A 21,235-nucleotide genomic window follows, 5' to 3' on the forward strand; every position below is an offset into this window, starting at 1 on the left:
GAGCCAACCGAAACTGTTTCGTAGCGCCGCAACGGTTTAAATTTCCGCAAACTGTTGCACTGCTACGGTTCTTGCTATAGCGTTCCCCTCAACGCGGGACACCGCATAGTCCTTACGAGGGGAGCAGTACACATGACCGCATTGATGGCCAACGGAATCCCGCTCGGCGTCTGCACCGCCAACCCGGAGCGCTGGACCTCCACGCCCGACGACCAGGCGAAAGTCATCTGCCGGGCGTGCCCGCGCCGTTGGCTGTGCGCCCGGGAAGCCTGCGAACTGCCGCGCGCCGAAGGGCTCTGGGCCGGGATCATGGTTCCCGAAGGCGGCCGCGGCCGCACCTTCGCGCTCAAGCAACTCCGCTCGCTCGCCGAGCGCAACGGCTACCCGGTCCGCAAGACCAAGCTGATCTTCCCGGAAGCCGCCTGATCCACCTGCCCTCTCGCCGCCGATTTCGAGGGGACGGCGGCGGGAGGGCAGCAGTTCCACACGGGGGAGGAATAGGGGCCCGGGGCGTGCTGTTTATGCATCCGACGGTGCCGGGCATTGCCCCGGGCCCCACACCAAAACTGTCGCTTCGAGCGACCACTCGCCGCGAGGCGCACTGACGGCACCGTCCCCCAACTTCTTTCAGCGCTCGAGCGTGGCGACCACCGCGTCGAGCAGACGATCGACCTCGTCCTCGTTGTATCCCCGCTGGAACAGCGGTGGCTTCGGGAACGCAATGTTGCGCACGTCGCCGGCGCTCAGGTGTCCACGACCCTCGAGCCGGCGGGCGACGAGTTGCAGGAAGTCATCGACGGACTTGCGGTCGTAACCCCGTTTACCCATGGGCGGTTTCGTCAACGTGACATTGCGAACGTCGTCGGCAGTCAGCGGCCGGGTCATGCCGGACATGCTAACCAGGCGTGCCGGCCCAGTGGATCGCACTACGGTGGCAACCATGAGCAACACCGACGCCCTCCCGGCCGAAGTCACCTGCACGGCTTCGGCATTCACCGGGGTTCTGCACGCGCGTGAGGTGCCGCTCGGCGGGCCGCGCGCTCTGCTGGTGCGGCGCACCCTGCCGCAACGTGACCGGTCGCTGATCGGCGCGTGGTGCTTCGCCGATCACTACGGACCCCACGATGTCCGCGGCGGTACCCGCATGGATGTTCCGCCCCATCCGCACACCGGATTGCAGACCGTGAGTTGGCTCTTCCAAGGCGAGATCGAACACCGCGACAGCGCCGGGGTACACGCGATGGTCCGTCCAGGCGAGCTGAACCTCATGACGGCAGGCGCAGGCATCTGCCACTCCGAGGTGTCCACCTCGACCACGACCATCCTGCACGGCGTGCAACTGTGGGTCGCCCTGCCCGACGCCGACCGCGACACCGACCGCGATTTCGCCCACTACGCACCGCAGGCCCGCGACATCGGCGGAGCGACGCTACGGGTATTCCTCGGTGAGTTGGCCAATTCGCGGTCGCCGGTACACACCTTCACCCCGCTGCTCGGCGCGCAGCTCGACGTCGACCCCGGCGCCGCCGTGACCCTGCAGGTCGACCCGACCTTCGAGCACGGCGTGTTGCTCGACGAGGGCGATGTCGAGGTGGCCGGAACGCCTCTGGCGGTCGCCGACCTCGCGTACCAGAGCCCCGGCCACCGCGAGCTTCACCTGGTCAACCGCGGGTCGGGCCCGGCTCGCCTGATCATCCTCGGCGGTGTCCCGTTCCGCGAGGAACTGGTGATGTGGTGGAACTTCGTCGGACGCAGCCATGACGACATCGCCGCGTACCGCGAACAGTGGCAGGCCAATGACGCCCGGTTCGGCGACGTCGAGGGATACGTCGGCCGCACGGCACGGCTGCCCGCGCCGCCGCTGCCCAACGCCAAGCTCAAGCCGCGGCCGCATCCGACGTCCTAGCCGGACACCCCGTCGCCCAGGTATTGCGCCGTGCTGCCGCTCACCGGCATGTCCGGCAAGCCCAACTTGCGGTGATCCCAGCTCCGCAGCCGGCCGGGCACCACCCGCACGGCGATGCGGTTGTTCATCATCTGATCGACGAACGGCCGCATCTCTTCGGTGTAGGGGCCGGTGTAGCGCTCCCACACGCTGATGCCCACGCGCAGTATGGTTTCCGGGTCGTCGACGATCTCGGCTCGACCGTCGATGGACACACCACGCAGGGTGCCGTAGGTGAGCCCGTCCTCGATCATCACCGTGACCGTGGGATCGCGACGCAGGTTGACCGCCTTCTGCGACTTGGCCTTGGTCTCGAACCAGATCTCGCCGTCGAGCACCGCGTACCACATCGCGACGAGGTGCGGCCGGCCGTCGGCCTGCAGCGTCGCCATGGTCGCCGTCCGGCTGTGCTCGATGAATTCCGCGATCTCGTCGTCGGCCATGACGATCTTCGCGCGTTCGTTCTTACCCACGCACCAGCACCTCTCTGCTCATCGGATTGGACTCAGCTTCCTCCAGCCCGGTCGACCGATGGCACAGGGGTCGGTGCCTACGCCGGTATCCGCGACAGAATCTCCAGAGCAATCGATTCCGCGCTCTCACCGAGATTGGCGCCCATCAAAGCGAGGTCGACGACGACGTTCGCCTTGGCCACGACCACCCGTGTGCTGACGAACAGCGGTGAATTGTCCATCGTCGCACTCACCAGCACGATGGACGGATTCCGGTTGCCGTGGGTGACCGGCCCCACCGTGTAATGCGAGGTGGGCGTACCGTCGTCGAAGGCAACGGACACCGGGCCTGCACACCCGCGCCATTTTGCCTCGACATCGGCGACGAGTCGGCTTGCGACAGACGGGTTTTCGTAGAGCACCACGCGCTGCTCGAGACCACCGAGGCCGACCTTCTTCATATCCCCGACCAGGTTCACGTTCCGGGCGAAGGTCGCGATGACATCGCTGGGAACGTATACCTCGGTGCCGCCGCCGAACAGCGCGGACACGCACTGCGGTGGGGTGACGGTGATGCCCTCCGATCCGTTGAGTGCCGTGCTGTCGGTCGTCTTGTAGTCGTTGGCGGCGTTCGCCAGCCGCTTGACGTCGTCGAGGGACAGCAGAAAGCCGGCCAGCTGCGACGGGCTGACGGGTTCCGGCACGCTCAAGGTCGGGGTGGTGCTCGTCGACGTGGTCGTCGTGGTCGCCGCCGGCCCGGCCGACGGAGCGCTGGAATCGCCGGGTATGACCAGCCAGATCACCAGCGCTGCAACGCAGATCACCACCACGGCGGCCAGCGCCGCGAGGATCACGCCGCGTCGCTTCCGGCGCGGTGGTGGCTGCGGGGTGGGCGCCGGGATGACCGGCGGTCCACCGTACGGGGGCTGCCGGCCCGCGGGATAGCTGCCGAACGGCGCCCCACCGAACGGGTCCTCTGGTCCTCCCGGGTATGTCACGTCAGCCCGGAATCTTGTCGAGGACGTTGTTGACCGCCCTGATGTTCTGGTCGGTCAGATCCGCTCCGACCATCTGCACGTCGACCAGGACATTGGACTTGGCTCCGATGGCCCGATAGATGCCGGTGGTCGAACCGATGTTGGTGTTGTGCACACCCGTCACGGCGCCGCTGTTCTCGGGTGCACCGAGGATGAACTTGGACCACTTGGCATCCTGGACGATGGTCCATGTCAACGTCTTCCCTGCGCACTGCTGCAGAAGCCCGATGTAATGGGACAGCGTCTTCTGCGCGGCGGCGGCGTCATCGAAGACGGCCACACCGATGCCGGCCTGCGTGTTGCCATGGGGCCCCGAGGCATTCACCGACAGCACCGAGCGGTAGCCGCTGTCCTTGTACGGCTCCGGGGTGAACGAATTCATCGACACCACGCATTCCGGCGGGTCGAAGGTCTGCACGGACGGAGATACCACGCCCACCTCGTCGCCGTTGCCCGCGTCGGTCAGATCCGGCGTGTTCATGAGCTGACGCATCTCGTCCAGGCTCGGCAGCAATCCGGCCATGCCCGCGGGAGTGACCGGTGGAGGTGGCGGCGGGGGCGGTGGCAGCGGGCTCGTGGTGGTCTGCGCCGAGGTGGTCGTCGTGGTGGTCTGTGCAGCAACGGTTTTCGACTCGGAAGCCGGCGGTTTCACCGCGATCCACACGACCAGGCCGACCACGGCCGCCGCGATGAACGTGTACGACAGGGCCACCCCGATCAGGGCACGGTCGTGGCCGCGCTGCCCGGTGCGCTTGACCTGCGACAGGCCGAGATGGCCCAGCACCGCGCCGATGGGAGCGAATACGAATGCGAACACCACCGAGAGCGTCGCGAAGGTGTTGACCTCGCCGGACGCTGACGGCGGTTGCGGCGCAGCCGGAATGACGGGCGGACCGCTGTAGGGCGGTGGCGGAACCGACGGCAGCTGGCCGAACGGCATCCCGCCGAAGGGGTCGTCCGGAGGTGGATAGGTCATGTCAGATCGCCGATCCGGGCCAGTATTTCCGCGGTGATCGTCTGCGCCCCATCGCCGAAATTGCCACCGAACACCGCCACATCGACCAGGACATTGTTCTTGGCGGCGACGACCCGGACGTTGCGGAAGTTGGGAACACCCGGTGTATCGGTCACGATGCTGCTCAACACCACGATCGACGGATCCTGCGGTGAGCGGGCCAGAGGGTCCACCTGGTACTTGATCCAGTTCTTGCCGTTGTTCAGCGTCTCGGTCAACAGGCCCACGCACCCACGCCACCGATTCGCGATGTCTGCGGCCTGCTTGGTTGCCGCAGGCGCGTTCGGGTACAACACCACTCGCTCTTCGACCCCGCCCAGCTCGGTCGTGGTCAACGGGTCGGGCAGCACGATCGATCGCGAATACGTGGCCGTGGCACCGCTGTTCACGAATACCTCACCGGCGCCGGTGAACAACGCCGAGCGACAGTTGTCAGGCTGTGTCGCAACCCCTTCGGAGGCGTTGAACTGCTGCTTGTCGGTGACGGTGTAGGCGGTGCTCGTCGCGTCCGTCGCGCGCTTGGCCTCGTCCATGCTCAGCAGCAAACCGGGCAGTCGAGCCGGAGTCGCCAGCGCCGGTGCCGCCGTGGTGGTCGGTGTCGATGTGGTCGTCGAGGCCGGACCCGCTGCCGGCGTGCTCGGCGACTCGGGCATCACGGCCCACACCACCAGCGCCGCAACGGCTATGGTCACGATCCCACCGACAGCCGCCAGCATCACGACGGTCTTGGTTCTGCGCGGCGGCTGCTGCTGCGGGGGCTGAGCAGGTGCGGAGATGATCGGCGGACCATCCGGTGACTGACCGAACGGCGCCCCGCCGAACGGATCCCCCCAACCCTGCGTCACCCCTACAGCACCCCGAAGCTCGACGTCACCCACCGCACAGGGTCAGCACACCGGAACGGGGCGATGCCCCGCGAATGCAGCCGGTTGCCGCTGGGCGGCTGCCCCAACGCGGACACGACGAAATAGCGGTTCTGCAAACGCATTCCGTTAGACGGGTTTTCGACGGCGGCGACGATGGAGCCGGCATTGAGCCGCGTCAGCAGGCTGCGTACCTCTTCGTGCATCAACTGCCCACCGACCTCGTCGTACTGCTGGCTGTCGGAGGTGTCCCGCAGGTAGGCCGCGCCCGCGTTCGACATGATCAGGCTCCACTCGGAACCCTCGACCTCCCGCAGCACGCGTAGGGCATCGAACTTCGAGAGGATCACCGCGAGCTTGGGCTGCCCCGGCGCCACCGCCATCGTCACGTTGTTGAGCACCGATCGCGGGTCGCCACCGCTGAACAGCTGGGCGGGCAGCAGATCTTGCAGCTGATCGCGAATTGCCTTGACCCGCAACGGGTCGAACATGAAGAACACCGCGTCGGCATTGGCGAAGAACCGGAACGGCGGCGTGTGCAGATCACCGGACTCCATGTCCTCGCCTGCCACATCGCGCAACACCAGGAACCGCCGTACGCCGTGCCAGATGCCGATCGAGAACATCAGCGGTTCACGCTGCGTGGAGGCCTGGGTGTGCACGGTCGGGGTCGGCGGGATCAGCCCGCGCTGCACGTACAGCGGTGTCTCGTAGTTGGTCGCATAGGCCTGCGCGGTCGCGCGGGTGACCGGCTCCATCGACACCCCGAGCCGTTCACACAGCAGCTCAAGCTGTTTCACCAACACACCGATGTACAGACTCTTGCCGGTGGCACGGGCCCCGGCCATGGCGATGCAGATGGCGTGCCCCTGCCGCCAGCCCTCGGGCAACACGTAGTGGCAGACCGGGCAGATCTCGACCGCCGGGCCCTGCAGAGCTCGGCTGGCCTCCGCGGTCGGCGGCGGCGGGCCGTTGTAACCCGGCGTGCGGGTCCAGGTGTAGAGCGGGCCGCAGTCGGCCGGCGCCCCCAGATACGCCGTGGCGACGTCGTCGCGGTAGCGCGTGCCGCCGGCCTGAGCGGACAACGTCCACAGATGCTGGTTCGGATTGAGCGCCGAAAAACAGCGCGGGCATTTGCTCATGCGCGATCCGCCTCCGGCTCCTCGCTGAAACTCATGGGGCCAGGGCCTTCGCCAGCGACGCTGTGATCCGGTCCAGCACAGGCGGATGCGCCAGCAACTCGGCCGTCGCCTCGTTGCCCGGACGCGGCGCCGGGAGGCGCGCACCCGCGGCATCGAGCCTGCGGTCGTTGGACAGCGCGATGACCGGAAACCGTTGCCGCACCGCACTTGTGGGGTAGTCCGCGCAGACCACCACGCGGGAGCGCCCGGGTGCCAGCCGGGACCAGCGGGCGCCTGCCGACCAGCGCGGCGTCGCCCGCCGAAGCGCCTCGCCCAGTTCCGCACTGCCCGTCGCGGTCACCGGGACCACGTCCGCACCCACGAGGACCGCCGATATGTTGCGCACACCCACCGCGTCGGCGACGCCGACCACGATCTCGGTGGCCGCCACCACGCTGCCGTCCGCGAACCAGCTACGCATCGAGGCCGAGGTGTCGAACGCGATCAGCACCGCACCGTCGGACTCGCCCGGCCCGCGGCCGGTGATCTTGCGCGCCGAGGTGCGGGCGGCGGTGGCCAGGGGGCTCAGCTGGGTATCGGCGACGGCGCTGACCGAGATGTCGATCTGTGTGCCGTCGGGGGTCAGCTTGGCGAACGTCAGCCCGGTGTCACCGCTGACGTCGATCGGGTCGAACATCACCTGGACCGGATCGACATCACCGGGATTGTCGTGGGCAATCGCCAGATGGATGACCGTCCCGCTGCCGAACCGGTCGGTGCCCACCGGGCGCACCGCGACCATGACGGGGCCGGTGAGACTGGGCAGCAACGCCTGATGCGCGCTCGAGCGCACCACCGGCTGATCGGGTCCGCCATGCACCTCGAGCGCGGCACCGCCGACGGCGCCGGTGATGGCCACCGACAGCGCCTGGCTGGGTATCTGCACCCGCTGGTTGCGTGCATTCACCACGTAGATCGGCATCAGCGACTCCCCCGCAATCGGGCCGCCAGCGACGGCTGTGCGTCATAGCGCCGGGCCAGCAGCCTGCCCACCATCTTCCGGTACCGCCGCACCGTGCCGTCCGAGGCATCCCCGGACAGCTGTGTCATCAGCATCGTCACCGCGTCGACGTCGCTCTCCTCACCGGGCATGCCCGCCGCCACGCGTTCGGCCAGCTGCCCCATCAATTGATCGATCACGTCCAGCTGCTGCTGGGCATCCTCGGCCGACGCGACACGCAGCAGCGTCACCGCCAGCACCGCCTGCGGCGCCACCTCGTAGCCGTCGACCAGCGGCGTCACCCGCGCGATGGCCTCGCCGCCGAGACCGGAATCAGCCGCCAACGCCGCACAGGCCTGCGGGTAGGGCTGGCCGGCGACGACGCCCAGCAACGCGAACGTCAGCATCCGCACGGCGAAGTCGTGGTGCACGGCGCTGGGCTCGGTAGTGGCCAGCACCTGCTCCCAGAACGGCAGGTAGGCGCTTTGGTGGGTCTCCACATACCGCTGGTGCATCCACATCTGCGGTTCGATGTATCGCACTGCCGCACAGGCCACGGCCGTGCTGTCGCCGTTACCGTCGATCACCCGGCCGGCCAGCTCGGTCAGCGCAGGCGAGTCCGGCGCGCCCACCAGTGTGCGCACGGTGCCGGCCCCGGTGATCGGGTCGGCGCCCAACGCCAGCAGGAGGTCGGCCGGGTCCCACACCGACTCCGCGACGGCCTGTTCGAAATGCGGGGACGCGGTCGCCCGCAGCCACCACAGCTGCGCCCCGGAATCACCGGGCTCGACCGATCCGCGCCGGCCGGCCCGGATACCGCGCAGCGCCGCCCGGATCCAGGTCGGGTCCCACGGGCTGGCGTGGGCCAACTCGTCGGCACCAGGCAAGGGTGTCGCATCGGCCAACCAATCGAGCAGGTTGTCGCTGATCGCGGTGCCCTCGACATCGCCACCGGCCCGCAGCAAAGCCGCGCCGATCGCCAACCTGCCGTCGACGTCGACGCGTTGACGCATCTTCGGGCCGCGCGCCGGATCGTCGAGGTGCGGCACCACGTCGTCGAGCAGGGCGGGGGCGAGCCGGTCGTCGTCAACCCCGGCCCGCAGCAGCAGTTCGATCACCCGAAGCTCACGTTCGGGACCTTGGTCCCGGGCCGCGGCAAGCCCGGGGCCGATGGCCGACTGCACCTGTGAAGGCGTTGGTTTCCCGTGAAACAATCTGTGCCCCAACGGGATTGGCCCGAGTTGGCCGAGCCACGTGTCATCGGTGATGGCCCGGCTCAGATACGTCGCATCGGCGAAATCGGCGGCGGGTCCGTCGGGCAGTTCCTGTACCGCACGCCAGGCGTCGGCGGTGCTGGTGCCGACGACCGCCGACAGCACGTCGGCGATGGTCTGCGCTGCCTGCGACCCGGCCGGGACATCCGGAGGCGAGTGGGCGGCGATCACCTCGTGTGCCTCTTCGACAGCGTCAGCAAATTCCGGGCGGCCGGCCACCACCATGGCCGTCGGCCAGGCGGGGTGCAGGCCCTCGTCGTTGACCTGCTCGGCGATCCGGTCGATGTCGTCGAGCAACCGCCGCGCCGAATGTGGTTCCAGCAGCACCACCTGGGCCATCGCCGACAAGTGCGTGGCCTCGATGGTGTGCCCGCGTGCGGTCTTGTGCGGCTCGCCGTCGAGCTCGCCCATCGATACCGCTTCGGTCTCGCTGATCACGACCACGCCTGCCGGCACGGCATCCAGATCACCGATCGGCACGGCCGTCAGCAACTGGCCACTGTGCAACGCCAGCATCACCTGGTCGGCCCGGTCGAACGTGGAAAAGCTCAAGCCCGCGGCGGTTCCCGGTGACATCAGAAAGCTCACCAGCCCGATCCACTGCGCAGCCGATTCGACCGACTCCGCACCGAGGACCACCGGTGCGCCGCCGTCGAGCGCCCCGGCCACGGCATCGAGCAGCGCGAACAGCGTCGCCAGCCGCCAGGTGGTGGTGTCCAGCGCGAACGCCACCACGCTGTCCTTGGTCACGACCGTGCCCGGCTCGGGTGGGCTGTCGGGAATCGTCGCCCTGCTCACCGCCGCCGCGCCGTACGGACGGGCCCACTGCGGCGAGCGCCACCACTGGATCGGCCGCCGCCGCGGCGAAGACAGCGGGGTGCGGTCCAGCACGACGTGGGCGAACACGTTGCCGGGCCGGCCGGTGCTGTCGGACCCCGCGGGCACGGTGTGCCAGTACCCCGTACCGGTTTCGACCCTGCCGTAGGCCAGCCGTCGCGGTCCCTGCTCGAGCTGTTCGGGTGTCGGATAATCGGGCAGCGGCTGCACCGGCCGGAATACCGTGCGGACACCGGCGATCAGCTGCTGGGTCTCTTCCGGCGTGAGGTCGCCGGTCGTCTGCTTGACCTGCCAGCCGCCGGCCGAACCGACAGCATCGAACGACGTGTAGGCCAGCTGGCCATAGCGTGAGGTCATTGCGCCATCGCAGTCAACCGCAGGCTGTCCACCGGAGGATCGAGCAGGGCGATCACCCGCAGCCGCTCAGCCGACGGGGTGTTGACGAACAACCGGATCCAGCCCTGCAGGCCACGGACGTTGGCCGCCCACAGCTCGCCGGTACCGGAGGTCGTCAGTTGCGACCAGCGCAGTTCCTTCGACGGACGGTCGGCGAACTGGCCTTGCGCATCCAGCGGCGCCACGTCGACGGCCTGGCCATCATGGACGCTCAGCGGTATCCGCTGCGGGTTGTTGACCAGGACGAACGCGGGTGAGCCGGGAAGGTCGTGCTCGGAGCGCATGGCGATGGTAGCGGTCGTCGGGAAACCCTGCGGGTCCCGACCGATGCGCACGGCGTACTGCAGCCGCAGCAGTCCGTGGTACTCGACGCTGGCGATCGCCCCGGTGACCCGCCGGCCCCCCGAGAACGCCACCGGGGCCAGGTGCAGCGAGCACCCGCCGACCGGCAGCTGCCCGGTGAGCTGCATCCCGCCGTACTTCTCGTATTCCTCCAGCGAGATCTCGAACGACTTGCCGGTCAACCCGGCGCGCGGGTCGTAGCCCTTGGGGGCCAGGTACAGCACCACACCGGCCGCGCCGTCGGGCCAGTCGAAGGTGAGCACCTGCTTGTTGCAGTACTCGGCCAGTTCTATGTCGCGGATCGCGCCGGTCCGCACCGACGACAGCGTGCGGCCCACCAGGGCCCGGCCGGCCAGGATGGTCACCGGAGTGAGGTAGGCGCGGCTCCAGTCGGCCGGCCAGGACACCCCCGCCATCAGCGCGCGGGGCCTGCCGTCGGGCCCGGTCTGGGTGACCACGGGCTGGGTGAGCCGCAGCTCCGGCGTCAGCCCGACCTGCTCGAGCGCGCCTTCGGGCAGCTCGGCCGATTCCGCACCGGCGTTCGGTCCGTCCTGGGTGCGGTAGATGACGATGCGCCCGCCTACCGGCGGGGTCCAGGTGAGGTCGAAGGACGAGCCGTCCACACCCGTCGCCACGGCGAGGTCGGTGACCGGGGCCAGCACAGCCGAGATCTCGATGTCGGTCTCGACGGCTTCCGACAGCCGCAGCACCCCGTCGACGTTGGCCGCGCAGCGGGCGCGGTACTGGTAGCGCTCACCACGAACGGGCTCGGAGTCGACGAAGCCGTTGAGGTTGTCGCTGCCCGCGAGGATGCGGTACTGCGGCCCGTCTCGACCGGCCTCGGCGGCGGGCACCCGGTAGACGTATACCGCGCTGACCCCCGCCGGCACGGTCCACTGGCCGATGACCCGGCCGGAGTCCTCCCGGATGGCGAAATCGGTGATCGGGCTGACCAGCACGCCGGCGGCGTAGAGCATCGGCTGCGCGGTCAGGGCCTCGGCACGGGTGGCGCCGACGTTGATCCAGACCTGGTAATGCCGGACCGCCGCGCCGGGTGGGCGGGTGTCGGCCGCCGACGTCGTATCGGTGGCGGCCACCAGATCGGCGCGATCCGGTGAGTACGGCGGGTTGTCCTCGGAGCTCACCAGCCGGTACAGCACGACGCCGTCGGAGCCCTGCAGCGGCGGCCAGCTGATCTCCATGGCACCGCCGGCTGCGTTGCGGCGCAACGCGATGCTCTGCCGGGGCGACTGCTGCTGCCCGAACGTGAACGGGGTGAAATCGGCTGCAGTGAGCGGGCTTTCGGCCACCGGTGCTGGTTCGGCGGGCGGTGGCGCCGGCGCGGCAGGTGGGGCCGGCTCGGAGGGGACCGCCGGCGTCGAAGGCGGCAGGGTCCCCGACGTCCCGGCCGGCGGCAAGGTCGGCGACGGGAGCGCCGCGCCGGCCGATGCGTCGGTGGTGCGGTGCCTGCCGGTGATCGACGTCTGCTCGGTGGACGACGTGTCCAGCTCGGAGAGCACCCTGGCCATTTCGTCGGCGTGCTCGGCGACGGAGCCGGGCAGCATCGCCCGGATCTGTTCGACGTCCGTGCGGCCGGACCTCAGCACCAGACGAAGATGTGCCTCTTTGAAGCTGCGCGCCGCCACCGCACCGGAATCGATGAGTTGCTGGCGCCAGGCCAGCAGGGGTGCCAGCCGGGGGTCGGCGTCGTCGGGATCCTCCCGGTGAAAAGGATCGGGGCTGCTGGAATCCTGCATGTCAGAACACCATGTCCTCCCCTGGCGGCGCATCGGATTCGGTGCGTCGAACCATCATCGTGGGCTCGTCCTCGCCACCTGGCGCGACGGGCACCGGCATCTCGAACAAAGCAAAATCGTACGGCGGCAGACCGTCGCTGGCCTGGACAACGACTGCCCGGTAGCCCAGCCCGGCCCGGATCACCACCGCGTCGTCGACCGCGACGCCGGACCGGCCTGCCGTCACCGCGGCGTTGGTGAACAGCGACGCGTCGAACGGCGCGGCCCGGCCCGGGCGGTGGTCGGTGAATCCGGCACCGAACTGTTGCGCGGGCACTTCCCGAGCCAGCGTCGGCACCGCGACCGTGCCGGTCAGCGCGTCGGCCAGGCCACCCGGTTGCCCACCGGCCTCGTCGGCGAACATCTGCTCCACGCGGGCCCACAGCGCATCGGCCCCGGCAGGCCGGACCCGGCCCTGCAACACTGCCGACGACCACTGGTCCAGCCCGGACCCCGACCCGACGCCAGGAAGCTTGAACAGTGCCGCGGGCTCCTCACGGAGCCGGCCCGCCGCCTCGCCGAGCATGTCCTCCCACGGTTTGGTCAGCCAGCCCAGCGCGTAGAGCCTGCGCTGGATGCCGTGGGTCGCGTTGTCGGCCTGGTCGGCGCTGGGCGTGGCCACCCCGATCTGGGTGGACCGCGGCAGTCCGTCGACCAGTTGCCCGACGGCCGCGCGAGCCGGCGGCGCGACGCCGAACGGGGCCCGCAACACCGCGCCCAGCGTGCGGCACCACGCCAGCAGCTGACCGTAGGCGGACGTCAGCCGGCTCAGGTCCTGCACCGCGTTGCGCAGGTTCGCATGCATGGTCTCCAGCTGATTGAGCTGCGATCTTCGCAGGTTCATCTCGGCAAACAGGTCGCGTTGGCTGAGCATGAACAACCCGAGCGAGACCACGATGTACAGCACGATCAGGGACGCCCCGGTGATCAGGGCGAACTTCCAGCTCGACCAGCCGATGGCGGCGACCCCGATCAATGCCAGCAGCACCACGAACAGCGCCACGGTGAACGTCTTGAGGATGGTGCTGACCGCCTGCTGCCGCTGCCGCAGCTGCTCGTCGACGGCGTTGCGGTCACCCATCGACTGGATCTGGGACACCAGGCCGGCCACCTCGCCGCGGGCCCGCTGCATGAAGTCGGCCAGGATCGTGCCGACCTGCCAGGCATAGCTCTTCGCCGCGGCGGCCTGCCAGCGGTCCAACTCGGTCCCGGTGTTGCGGGCCTCCACCCCGGCCGCCGGGTCGGAGTAGGCGTTCTGCAGGCGTTCGCGGACGTTGGCGGCGCCAAGGACGTCAGCGCCTTCGACGGCGGTGACGCCGATGACCGCTGCCAGCGAGGTGGGAATCCCGCGGAACTCGTCGGCCGCGCTCGGCACCACGTCGGCGGCGTTGAACACCACGCCGACCGCCGATCCCACGGCGATCGGGTCAAGGCCCGCCGCCCGGCGACCGCCATCGGCGAGGGTCAGCGCGCCGTTGACGAAGTCGGTCCACAACGCGCTGAGATCCTGCTGCGCCAGGTGCGCGCCCTGCCCGCTCAGCGCGGTCTGCAGGGTCTCCGCGCTGCGGTTGAGGTCCTGCCAGTCGGCCTTGGCGGTATCGGCGACGACGGCGAACGCCGAGTCGGTACGGCCGAACACGGTGCCCTGCACGGTGGTCGCCACCACCGAGGTCACCGACCCCATCACCGCCGACAGCCACGCCGACGGGGCGCTGCGCAGCGCGGCGCCCATGAATTTGAAGAACATCTTCAGCGCGGCCCAGATGCCGATCGCCTGGGTGGGCGCGGCGTCGGCCGCGAGCCGAGGCCCGCGCAGCACGTCGCGGTGTTTGGTCCACAACGCCCGGGCCATCGACTGTGCGGCCGTGGGAACGTCTTCGACATAGACCACGGGCACCTGCCCACCGCGCGGCAGCGGCAGCCGCCCTGTCGGGTCGAACAGCTGCGTGCGCAGCGTGCTCTCCACCGCGGTGGTGTCCAGCCTGCGGTAGAACGCCCGCACCGCGCGCACGGTCTGACCCGGCAGGATCTCCATGGTGTCGAACGGACTGTCGTCCACCCCGGCCCACAGGCCTGCGATCCCCGCGACCACCGGCGCGGTCTGCTGGGCGACGTCGAGGGGATCGGTCAGCCGGCCCCACGGCACCGCGCCGAGACCGGGCGCGGCGGAATCCTCCGGCGCGATCAGCAGGTTGTGCCAGCCTTCGAGCACCAGCGCCAGATCCGGGGCCGTCGGCACCGAATGCCCCGGCGTGAGCAGCAGCCGGAGCAGGCTGATCCGCGCGCCCATCGACGTGCTGCGCACGATCTGCTCCACGGCCTGCTCGGCAGCCAGCGGAACCCGCTCGGCGGCAGGCGCCTCGATGGGCACCAACACGGCCACGCGGATCCGGTCGTAGCGCTCACCGGTCAGCAACTGTTGCAGCACAACAGGTTCGGCGTGGCCGTCGCGGATCAGGGTGGCCGGGGTGGAGGCGCCGCCGACATCACCGGCGTCGACCCAGGCGAACGGGCTCAGCAGCCCCACCGCCGAGTAGTCGGCCAGCACGGCGAGCACCTCTTCGCATGCGCGAGGCGGTGCCAGCAGGACGGTCAGCGACATCGTCAGAACGTCCCGCCGTCGGGGATGACCACCGAACCGCCGACGTCGTCCAGGAACGCCGCGGCACCGGCCTGCTCGCCGCGGGCGAGCGCGTCGGCCTCCCGGTTGACCAGCTTGATCAGCACATCGGTGGCCCAGTACACGTCCGGGGCGACATCACGGAAGATCGGCGTCTTCGATGCCTTGGACCGCGTGGTGATGGTCGTGAACGCACCGTCCGGGGTGGCTCCCGGGGTGTCGGCGGGCAGGTACTGCGCGGCGACGTCGCGGACACTGCCCAGCCAGGTCTCCGCCGCGGCACGGCGCTCCTCTGGAGTCTGAGCGGCCGCGATCGGGCCGATCCGGGAGGTGACGCCCTGTCCGGAGGCCCCCGACCGCAGGAAGTCCCGCAGCAGGCCGGCCGCCGACAACTCGACGATGCCGCTGGCCGGGTCCTGGCTGTGCGAATCGTAAAGCTCACGCAACACGCTGTAGGGCCGCAGCGACCGCATCACCGGCGGCTCGTGCGACGTCGCGATGGCCAGCAGGATGCCCTCCAGCACTGCGGGCAGCCAGTCGTAGGACGCGGTGAACGCCGACGGCGGGGTGAGCAGCGGGTTGGGGAACGCCAGCCACTGGTTGTCGGCGCCGTCGTAGATGCGGACGGGGTCGTTGTACGGCGAGGCCGGGATCTGAATGCGGCCCAGGATCTGGCCGAGGAACCAGCCTGCGGCCATGGTGCGTCGCTCGTCGTCGGTCATCGGCAGCGACGCCGACAGCGGCCGCGAGCGCCGGTACCGCCAGAATTGGCCGCGGCCCGGTCCGGCGGTCTGCGCCCACTGTTGCGCGGCAGGCTTGAGCACCGAGTCGAACGCCAACGGCGAGTAGTTGGGGTACGAGCCGAAGATGTCGATGCGGGTGACGCTGTCCTCGTCGGACAGCGAACGGCCGTAGTTGTCCTTGGTGGCCTGGTCGATGCGCGGGTTGGCGCGTAACACCTCGGCCAGCGCGTCGGCCACCGGTTGCCCGGCGAACGGCACCTCGGAGAACTTGTACCGGTACTCGACCTGCTGGCCGGGGTGCACGCGTTGAAGCGCCTGATCGTTGACGCTGGCCAGCGGGCGGGCCAGCGACAGCGCCTCGTTGAACTTGGTGGCGATGTCGCGGCGGCGCGTGCTGATCTCGGATTCCGCGGCGCCGACACCCTGCACGTAGTCGCGCAGCGAGACCCGGCAGAACTCCTCGAACGCCTCGCCCGGCCGGCCCACGTAGAGCCGGGCACGCGCCAGCAGTTCGGCGGGACGGGTGTGAATATCGAACTGCGCCATGGCCGGAACGCGCGGACGACCCGTTTCCGGGTCGGTGCCCAGCGCCCGGGTCACCCACGTCGAGGTGACCTCGGTCAGCCCGCCGGGTGCCGAGACACCGCCGGTGGTCTGCCACTGCCCCAGGATCACCCGGGTGCTGGCGTCGTCGACGGCGGTGCGCAGCGGGATCATCGCGTGCGCCCCGGCGACCGCCTTGGGTAGGTCGGTCTCGTAACGCTGCTTGAAGGCCGCCGAACTGATCAGCAGCACTTCGTTGTTGGCCTCGGCGAAGCGGGCGGGCACCAGCTCGTCGGAGTCGGCGGGCCAGGCCACGTACTGGTCGGTGGACAGCCGCGCCAGGCCGACGTCCGACGGCGGTTCGGCGCGCGCCTTCTCCAGCAGGATCATCGCCTCGCCGAGCGAATCACGCAGCGGGGCAAGCAGTTCGGCGCCCATCACCCGCATCACGTCGGCGATCCGGGCGGCCGCATCGGCGTAGAGCTGGCGACGCACCGAGGACCGGAACCCGTCGAGCGCCATCGCCAGCACCTGATCGGCGTTGGTCATCACGCCGCGCAGGGACCGCAGCGCGGCGTCGACCTGCGGGGGCACGGCGACGATGTCGGGCGGGCCCATCGCGCCCAGTTGCGCGACGCCCGGCGCCAGCACGTCGTCGATGTGCCTGCGCAACCGGTCGACGAGCTCGCGGGCGTACGGCAGGCCGAGAGTCGCCGCGGCCGCGCCGACCACCTGCTCGAGGTGCTCGGCGAATTCGCGGTGCCAGCTGTAGGCCATCGCGTAGCCGATCTCGGCGCAGGTGCGGGCCAGGTCGGCCCGCCGGTTGAGCACCGCCTGACGGAAGATCGGTACCCACTGCTCGGCGGCCATGCCCTGCGGATTGGGCAGGAAACCGCGCAGCTGCCGTTCGATCAGATTGTTGACCGCACCGGCGACGGCCTCGGGAGCGAACGCCCCGGTTGCGATCCAGTTGCCCAGGATGCCGACCCGGGTCTGCTCGTCACCGGCCGCGTCGGGGATCCGGAGCTCACCGCAGTGGGTCTGCCACTGGCTGCTGAGCAGCGTGTCGAGCTGCTCGTTGCTGGATGCCGGGTTGCCGTGCTGGATGTGACCGAACAGCAGCTTGTCGGCTGCACTGCGGGCCAACCGCTGCGCCGCGTACTCGGCGTACCGATCGCGGCCCATGCTCAGGCTGGAGAAACCATAAGTGCCCCAAGGCAATACATCCCATGACGAGATGCCCCAGCCGAGCACGTCGCGGTCGCCGACGGGCGAGGCGGTGTTGCCGAGGTCGTAGGAGACGAACTGATCGCTGGCTTTGCCGCTCATCATCAACCCGGCCAGACCCCGCGCCAGGCCGCGGTACACGGCGTTCTGCGAGCCGTCGCCGAACAGGGTGCGGTCCGCACCGATGTAGCGGCCGACCGGGAACACGCGCGCGAACGGGATGGGCTCGCCGTCGCCGTGATGCTGACCCAGCGCCCGCAAGATCCGCACGTCGTGCTCGCGGGCAGCCCCGGCCTGGCTCGCCACGATCTCGCCCAGCATCGCCAGGGCGTTGGCGCGCACGCCGGTGCGGGCGCTCTCCGGCAACGAGTCGAAGATGTCGGGCGTCACCATGAAGACACCCATGAGCTTCGGGTCGAGTCCGGTGACCAGGGTCAGCAGCCGGCACACGTCGAGCGCCATCGAGGCACCCGCACCGCCGGCCATCGACGACACCACCAGCACCAGCGGTGGCTCGTTCGGGTCGAACCGGCCCATGCCGGGCACGCTCGCGTTGGCCATCTCCGAGATGGTCTCGACCCGGAACAAGGTGTCCCAGGCCGACTGCAGCCGGGCGTGGATCTCGCTGGCCTTGCTCAGCGTGATCATCCGGCCGATCGCGCGGTACTGCCCGGCGCCGGCCGAGATCGGGTTGGTCACCTCTTGCGGATTGCGCGGCGCCCAGGTGGCGATGGTGTCGAGCGCACCACCCGCGGCCAGCCGCTGCGAGAGCGCCCCGTCGAGGATCGCGTAGCTGCTGCCCTGCGGACCGCAGCCGATGTAGCTGCCGCCCTGGGTCGGCACGTTCGCCAGCCCCTCAGGTCCGGACTCCGCCGCGCTCGGGACGTCGATGTGCACGAATTGCCAACCAGCCAAAAGCTTTTCGATGCCGGCGGCGTGCAGCTCAGAACGCAGCTGGTCCATCATGAACGCCAACGTGGCGCCACCCGAACCACCGCATCCGACTACCAGGAATCGACGCATCAGGCTCCTCCACCAAAGGGGTCGAACGGATCAGAGTCATACCGCTGAGGCGGCGCGGGAGGCGGGCCACCGCGCCGGTCATCGGGCGGGGGCTGCTGTTGCTGCGGCGGCTGCTGTTGAGGCGGCTGCTGCGGCGGGTACCCGCCCGGCTGGTAGGTGATGGGCGCCTGCTGGGTCACCTCATATGGGTCCGGCGGAGGCGGGTTGGCGCCCGGCCGGTAGTTCACCGGGGCGTGCTGGGTCACCTCGTGCGGGTCGGGCGGACGCGGGGTCGGCGGGGCGGGCGCCGCTCCCCCGCCACCGAACGGATCCGCACCCTGCGGAGCCTGAGCGTGGGAACCGACCGGAGCCATCGGCGCCGGACCGCCCCCGCCACCGAACGGGTCATAACCCGTCGGGGCACCCCCGCCGGCGCCCTCGCCGAACGGTGAGCCGCCCTGCCCCTGATCGTCATACGGCGAGGCCTGCCCGGCCTGCACCGCACGCAGGCGTAGCCCGTTGAGCAGCTCGGGCAGTCGGCGGGCCACCTCTTCGAAGATCTTCTCCCTGGCGGCGGTGTCGGTGTTGCCGCTGACCAGCAGCAGCACCTCGGCCTGTGAGGACGGTCCGCGCGGATCGTGCAACACCACCCAGGTGTTGTGCACGGCCAGCGGCAGCACCGCATGCAGCCCCGTGCCGTCGGTGCCCGGCAGCTCCGAACTCACGCTCAGCAGGTTGCCCGCGTCGACCACGACGCGGCCTGCGCCGAACGGGCTGCGGCCCATCACGGCGTTGAGGGTGACGCCCAGCACCGACAGCCGCCGAACCCCGTCGGTCAACCCGGTCACCGGCTGCACGAGATCGGTTTCGGCCATGGCGAACGGTTCCCCGTTGCGCAGCGTCATGTCCTGGTTGACCTCGACGGGGATGCGCTCGGCCAGCAGCGGGGTGTTCGGGATCTTGGTCACCCACCACTTGGACAGGTACAGCAGGCCCAGTGGGATGCCCGGGCCCAGCAGCAGCGCCGCGATCAGCACCAGCACGAAATTGGTGGTGTTCAGCGGCTTGAGCAGCGAGGCCACGAACGGCACGTCGACAACCTGCCCGTCGTCGGGGTGGTCGAGCGCCGCGACGTGCACGGGCACCGTGCCGTTGAGGCCGCCGTGGCCGTCGTGCTCGGTGCGCAGCGTGACCTGCAGCTGCCCGGTCTGTCCTTCCTCGACCTTGAGGCAATTGCTCGACGAGTTGGACGGCGACGTCAGGGTTGGCGTGCCGATGTCGTCGGGGCTGGCCGTGGTCTTGATGGCTTCGCCGTCGGCGATCCACGCACAGCCCGGGCCGGTGATGGCCAGTTGCGCCGTCACGCCCTTGGCCGCTTGCACGGTGCCGAAATCGATGCGCTCACCCGGTGTGGGCAGCCCGAGCTTCGGCAGGATCTGCACGGTCTCGGTCTTGTCCTGCGGCGAGAGTTTGGTGCCAGGGGCGATCTGCACGCCGGCCGGGTCGATGGCCGGCGCCGTGGTGACGACGAGGGACATCTTGAGCGTTGCGCGGCCCGGGTTGACCTTCGACAGGTCGGCTTTGACCGGCTTGCCGATGTCCTCCTTGGCCGCCGCATCCAGCAGCGAGATGGGTTCCTTGCCGTCGGGCACCAATTGGACCGTCATCTCCGCGGTGCCGGCCAGACTGTCGGTCGGCACCGGCTTGCCCTTGGCGTCGACCAATCCGAAGGTCAGATCGTCGACGGTCGCGCCGCTGCGCCACTGGACCTTGTCGGCCTTCAGCAGCGCCGGGAAGATGTCGGTGCTGATGTGGATGTTGACCTTCGACACCGCGTCGGCATGCTCGCCGGTGGTGTCGACGTAGACGATGGCCCACTGGCCCGCCCACTCGCCGCTGCCCGCGTTGTTGATCGCGATGGACTGCGCAGTCTCGGACTGCCATTCGTAGCTGACCGGCGTGCCACCGACCTCGACGTTGACCTTGCCGTCCTTCTTGGGCAGCTCGACGGTCTGTCCCGACGGTGACACCAGGTACGGGACGACGCCCGTCACATCACCCGAGCCGAGGATGTTCACCGACTTGATCGACTTGTCCAGCACGAAGTTGTGTCGCGCCTCCGGGCACACCTGCAGCTGGCACACCGGGCCCTGGGTGTTGATGCCGGGATCCGGGGTCAGCGAGTCGAAGGCGAACAGCATGTCGTCGATGTTGGACACCGGATAGAAGTCGCCGGGCACGGGATCGGTGATGTTGCCGCACTTCATCCCGTTCAGACCCTTGCCGGTGGCGATCGCGCTCATCACGTCGAAGTCGGCGGGCGTCTCCTTGGCGCCCAGACCGACGGCCAGCGTCACGATCTCGGCCGAACGGATCTGGTCGGCCAGCCCACCCGCGCGGCAGATCGAGTCGATCGACTTCTGTTTGGCTGCCTCGACGCCGGCCTGCGTGCTGAGGTCCACCCCCTCGGCATACGGCTTGGTCACCTGGCGGGGAGTGAAGTCGATCTGACCGTCGGAGAACCACGCGATGGCCTGGCAGCGCTGCCCGCCGTTGGGGCCCTGCCCGCGTGCGGCCAACGCCTGCCGCGCGCCGTCGAGCGCTTGCCAGTAATCGGTGTCCAGACCGTTGTTCTTCGATTTGATCTCGTCGAGCTGCTGTGCCGTCGAGTCGGCGGTCGCGGCGGTGAGCTCGCTCCAGTCGTGTTCCGGCTTATAGGTGTCGGAGAATCCGGCGGCGGCCACATCGAGCTTGGCGTCGACCCGGTCGGCGTAGCGGCCAAGGGTCTGCAACAGATAGCGGGCGGCGTCCACCCGGGCGCCGTCGGGGTCGGTCTGCTGAAGGCTGCCCGATTCGTCGAACAGCAGCAGCAGGTCGCCCGTCTTCTGGGCGGCCAGGCACGCGCCGAACCGCTTTGCCCCGCCAGAGGCCGTTTCCGCCGAGGCGACCGGCGCCCAGCCCATCAATACGACCGCCGCGGCCAGCACGGCCGCGACGGTGAACCTCATGGTCCTCGACCTGG

Annotated in this window: 14 protein-coding genes; 2 read left to right on the forward strand and 12 right to left on the reverse strand. The window is 69.5% G+C overall.

What is annotated here, in order from left to right; translation table 11 throughout:
• The first annotated feature begins 132 nt into the window (after positions 1 to 132).
• Positions 133 to 426 (forward strand): WhiB family transcriptional regulator, encoded by a 294-nt coding sequence (locus tag BTO20_RS36045; protein ID WP_087081214.1) that lies wholly within the window; start codon positions 133 to 135, stop codon positions 424 to 426.
• 201 nt (positions 427 to 627) lie between these two features.
• Here BTO20_RS36045 and BTO20_RS36050 read toward each other — a convergent pair whose 3' ends face one another.
• Positions 628 to 885, reverse strand: a complete 258-nt coding sequence (locus tag BTO20_RS36050) for a DivIVA domain-containing protein (RefSeq protein WP_408632139.1) — start codon at positions 883 to 885, stop codon at positions 628 to 630.
• A gap of 55 nt (positions 886 to 940) precedes the next feature.
• On the opposite strand from BTO20_RS36050, the gene BTO20_RS36055 reads away from it, so the two are divergent.
• On the forward strand, positions 941 to 1,906 hold the full coding sequence (locus tag BTO20_RS36055) for a pirin family protein (protein WP_087081218.1): 966 nt from the start codon (positions 941 to 943) through the stop codon (positions 1,904 to 1,906).
• On the opposite strand, the gene BTO20_RS36060 is transcribed toward BTO20_RS36055, so the two are convergent.
• The 11 genes from BTO20_RS36060 to BTO20_RS36110 all read right to left on the reverse strand — a co-directional run bounded on the left by BTO20_RS36060 (position 1,903) and on the right by BTO20_RS36110 (position 21,221).
• Entirely contained in the window at positions 1,903 to 2,418 is a 516-nt protein-coding gene (locus BTO20_RS36060; RefSeq protein WP_087081220.1) for a pyridoxamine 5'-phosphate oxidase family protein, read from the reverse strand. The two genes, BTO20_RS36055 and BTO20_RS36060, sit on opposite strands and share 4 nt — an antisense overlap.
• A gap of 77 nt (positions 2,419 to 2,495) precedes the next feature.
• Positions 2,496 to 3,395, reverse strand: coding sequence for a sensor domain-containing protein (locus tag BTO20_RS36065; protein ID WP_087081222.1), 900 nt, complete (start codon positions 3,393 to 3,395; stop codon positions 2,496 to 2,498).
• A gap of 1 nt (position 3,396) precedes the next feature.
• A complete protein-coding gene (locus BTO20_RS36070) occupies positions 3,397 to 4,410 on the reverse strand; it encodes a sensor domain-containing protein (RefSeq protein WP_087081224.1) in 1,014 nt (337 codons plus the stop codon).
• A complete protein-coding gene (locus tag BTO20_RS36075) occupies positions 4,407 to 5,294 on the reverse strand; it encodes a sensor domain-containing protein (protein WP_087081226.1) in 888 nt (295 codons plus the stop codon). Before BTO20_RS36075 ends, BTO20_RS36070 begins: the two co-directional genes overlap by 4 nt.
• Positions 5,295 to 5,296: 2 nt before the next feature.
• Complete coding sequence (locus BTO20_RS36080) at positions 5,297 to 6,454, reverse strand: hypothetical protein (protein ID WP_064948404.1); 1,158 nt, start codon at positions 6,452 to 6,454, stop codon at positions 5,297 to 5,299.
• Positions 6,455 to 6,485: 31 nt separating this feature from the next.
• Complete coding sequence (locus BTO20_RS36085) at positions 6,486 to 7,415, reverse strand: hypothetical protein (protein ID WP_087081228.1); 930 nt, start codon at positions 7,413 to 7,415, stop codon at positions 6,486 to 6,488.
• Positions 7,415 to 9,901, reverse strand: coding sequence for a GAP1-N2 domain-containing protein (locus BTO20_RS36090; protein ID WP_087081230.1), 2,487 nt, complete (start codon positions 9,899 to 9,901; stop codon positions 7,415 to 7,417). Before BTO20_RS36090 ends, BTO20_RS36085 begins: the two co-directional genes overlap by 1 nt.
• Positions 9,898 to 12,039 carry a hypothetical protein gene (locus tag BTO20_RS36095; protein WP_087081232.1) on the reverse strand — a complete coding sequence of 714 codons (2,142 nt, stop codon included), beginning with the start codon at positions 12,037 to 12,039 and terminating at the stop codon, positions 9,898 to 9,900. The genes BTO20_RS36090 and BTO20_RS36095 overlap by 4 nt, the downstream gene beginning before the upstream one ends.
• Position 12,040: 1 nt before the next feature.
• Complete coding sequence (locus tag BTO20_RS36100; RefSeq protein WP_087081234.1) at positions 12,041 to 14,680, reverse strand: hypothetical protein; 2,640 nt, start codon at positions 14,678 to 14,680, stop codon at positions 12,041 to 12,043.
• A gap of 2 nt (positions 14,681 to 14,682) precedes the next feature.
• Positions 14,683 to 18,234, reverse strand: coding sequence for a tubulin-like doman-containing protein (locus BTO20_RS36105; RefSeq protein ID WP_087081236.1), 3,552 nt, complete (start codon positions 18,232 to 18,234; stop codon positions 14,683 to 14,685).
• Positions 18,234 to 21,221, reverse strand: a complete 2,988-nt coding sequence (locus BTO20_RS36110; protein WP_198344193.1) for a vWA domain-containing protein — start codon at positions 21,219 to 21,221, stop codon at positions 18,234 to 18,236. Before BTO20_RS36110 ends, BTO20_RS36105 begins: the two co-directional genes overlap by 1 nt.
• Positions 21,222 to 21,235 lie beyond the last annotated feature (14 nt).

Source organism: Mycobacterium dioxanotrophicus, from assembly GCF_002157835.1.
GTDB classification, from domain to species: Bacteria; Actinomycetota; Actinomycetes; order Mycobacteriales; family Mycobacteriaceae; genus Mycobacterium; species Mycobacterium dioxanotrophicus.